The following is a 2,638-nucleotide window of genomic DNA, read 5'->3' on the forward strand; positions in this document are numbered from 1 at the left end:
CCATCGCGCGGGCCGAGCAGGCGACGCTGAGCGCGGCCACCCGTTTCGCCCATCTGGCCGCCTTTGAGCGGCTCACCCCGCGCGAGCACCAGCTGTTGCTACTCATCGCCCGGGGCCACAAGAACCAGCAGATAGCGCAGGATCTCTGCATCTCGGTGCGCACCGTCGAGGTGTGCCGCGCCAGCCTGATGAAACGTCTCGAGGTCAATTCCCTGGCCGAACTGATGCTGTGCTATGCGGCGGTCAACGGGCAACCCTGACGCGGTCAATCCATGAGCCCCCTAACCCGGGGGCACAAAACGCGCAGAGATCACATACTTGGCGCCGCCTTGGGGGTAGAGTGCCCCTTCCCTTCATCAGGACAGACCAAGGTCCTGCGCCTTGTTTCGAGGAAACATCATGGAACTGCTTCTGCTCAGCAACGGTAAAACCACCGAACACCCAGGCCTGCTTGGCTGGGCCCGCGACCGTGTACAAACCCTGCTCGCCCGCAAACAGGTCAAGCGCATCCTGCTCATCCCCTACGCGGTGATCCGCAGCGACTGGGACGCCCGCGCCCAGGATCTCGCCGAGAGCCTGGGGGTGGAGACCATCAGCATCCACCAGTTCGACGATCCGGTGGATGCCATCCAGCAGGTGGAGGCTATCTTCATCAGCGGCGGCAACACCTGGCGCCTGAACCAGCTGCTGCACGAATACGGTCTGGTCGTCCCCATCCAGCGCGCCGTGCGCGAGCGAGGCGTACCCTATGTGGGCTGGAGCGCCGGTTGCAACGTGGCGACCCCGAGCATTCGCACCACCAACGACATGCCGGTGTGCAGCGCCGCCGTGCTGCCGGCGCTGGGCCTGTTCCCGCTGCAAATCAACCCCCACTATCTGGACGCCAGCATCAGCGGCCACATGGGGGAGACCCGGGACGAGCGCCTCGCCGAGTTCTGTGCCATCAATCCGAGCGAATCCGTGGTGGCCTTGCGCGAAGCCAGCCTGCTGCAGATTAGCGGCGAGAGCCGCGGCGAGACCATCGAATACTGGAGCGCCCGGGGCGAGGGCTTCAAGATCTTCAAGCACGGCGAGACGACCCGGGAGTATGAGGATGCCCGGCCACTGGCAGCACTGACGCCGTTTCAGCCCGGCGACTGACGCCATGGCAGACGAGCCGATGTGAGCAAGCGATCGGGGGATTTGCCATGCTGTGAGGGGAAGGAAGATTCCTTGCTCCTTGTTTCTCGATGGGAGGCGACCATGACGGTACGGATCGAACACGACAGCTTCGGTGATATCGAAGTCCCGGCGGCGCGGCTGTGGGGGGCTCAGACCCAGCGCTCCCTGCACCACTTCAATATCTCGGGGGAACGCCAGCCCATGGAGATCATCCATGCCCTCGCCCGCATCAAGTCCGCCTGCGCCAGGGTGAACCACGCCCTCGGGCTGCTGCCCGCGCGCAAGGCCCAGGCCATCATGGCCGCCGCCGACGAGGTGTTGTGCGGCCTGCACGACGCCGAGTTTCCCCTGATGGTCTGGCAGACCGGCTCCGGCACCCAGACCAACATGAATCTCAACGAGGTACTGGCAAACCGCGCCAGCGAGCTGCTCGGCGGCGCCCGGGGAGAGGCCCGGCTGGTGCACCCCAACGATGAGGTAAACAAGAGCCAGTCGAGCAATGATGTCTTCCCCAGCGCCATGAACCTGGCGGCTGTCACCGCCATCACCGGCCAGTTGCTGCCTGCCCTGACCACGCTCAAAAACACGCTGGCCAGCAAGGCAGCCACCTTCGACGACCTTGTCAAGATTGGCCGCACCCACCTGCAGGACGCCACCCCGCTCACCCTGGGTCAGGAGATCTCCGGCTGGGTCGCCCAACTCGCGCAAGGGGAGCGTCACCTCGCTGCCGCCCTGCCCCATCTGTGTGAGCTGGCGCTGGGGGGCACCGCGGTCGGTACCGGTCTGAACTGCCCCCCCGGCTTCGCCGAGGCGGTGGCCCAGACCCTGGCACAGCAGACCGGCTTGCCCCTGGTGAGCGCCCCCAACAAGTTCGAGGCCCTGGCGGCGAGCGATGCCCAGGTCCATGCCCATGGCGCCCTCAAGACGCTCGCGGCCAGTCTGATGAAGATCGCCAACGACGTGCGCTGGCTGGCGAGCGGCCCCCGCAGCGGACTCGGGGAGCTCAGCATCCCCGAGAACGAACCCGGCTCCTCCATCATGCCGGGCAAGGTCAACCCGACCCAGAGCGAGGCGCTCACCATGCTGTGCGCCCAGGTGATGGGCAACGACGTGGCCATCAACATCGGCGGCGCCAGCGGCAACTTCGAGCTCAACGTGTTCAGGCCGATGATCGCCCACAACTTCCTGCAGAGCGTGCGGCTGCTGGCGGACGGTATGAGAAGCTTCCACGACCACTGCGCCGTCGGCATCGTTGCGAACCGGGCGCGCATCGACGAGCTGCTGGCCCGCTCCCTGATGCTGGTGACGGCGCTCAACCCCCACATCGGCTATGACAAGGCGGCCGAGATCGCCAAACTGGCGCACCATCAGGGGCTGACTCTGCGGGAGGCAGCCATCGCCTCCGGCCACCTCAGCGCGGAGCAATTCGATGCCTGGGTGGTGCCCGCCGACATGGTGGGACGGCAGCCATAAGCCA

General features: G+C 66.0%; 3 protein-coding genes. All 3 read left to right on the top strand.

Features of this window, described 5'->3' with window-relative positions; all coding sequences use genetic code 11:
* Positions 1-260 (top strand): LuxR C-terminal-related transcriptional regulator (locus tag BN1127_RS21090; RefSeq protein WP_042648530.1); only part of this gene is annotated, 260 nt, incomplete at its 5' end.
* Between the two features lie 139 nt (positions 261-399).
* Positions 400-1,140 (top strand): dipeptidase PepE, encoded by a 741-nt coding sequence (gene pepE, locus BN1127_RS03605; protein ID WP_042648531.1) that lies wholly within the window; start codon positions 400-402, stop codon positions 1,138-1,140.
* A 102-nt stretch (positions 1,141-1,242) separates the two neighbouring features.
* Positions 1,243-2,634: a class II fumarate hydratase gene (gene fumC / locus BN1127_RS03610; protein WP_042648532.1), complete on the top strand. Its 1,392-nt coding sequence runs from the start codon at positions 1,243-1,245 to the stop codon at positions 2,632-2,634.
* Positions 2,635-2,638 lie beyond the last annotated feature (4 nt).

The organism is Aeromonas media, from assembly GCF_000819985.1.
Taxonomy (GTDB): Bacteria; Pseudomonadota; Gammaproteobacteria; order Enterobacterales; family Aeromonadaceae; genus Aeromonas; species Aeromonas media.

What these genes read in the sequence shown, in the direction of transcription:
- fumC (WP_042648532.1), top strand. Translation starts at nt 1,243, where the DNA reads ATGACGGTACGGATCGAACACGACAGCTTCGGTGATATCGAAGTCCCG.
- pepE (WP_042648531.1), top strand. Translation starts at nt 400, where the DNA reads ATGGAACTGCTTCTGCTCAGCAACGGTAAAACCACCGAACACCCAGGC.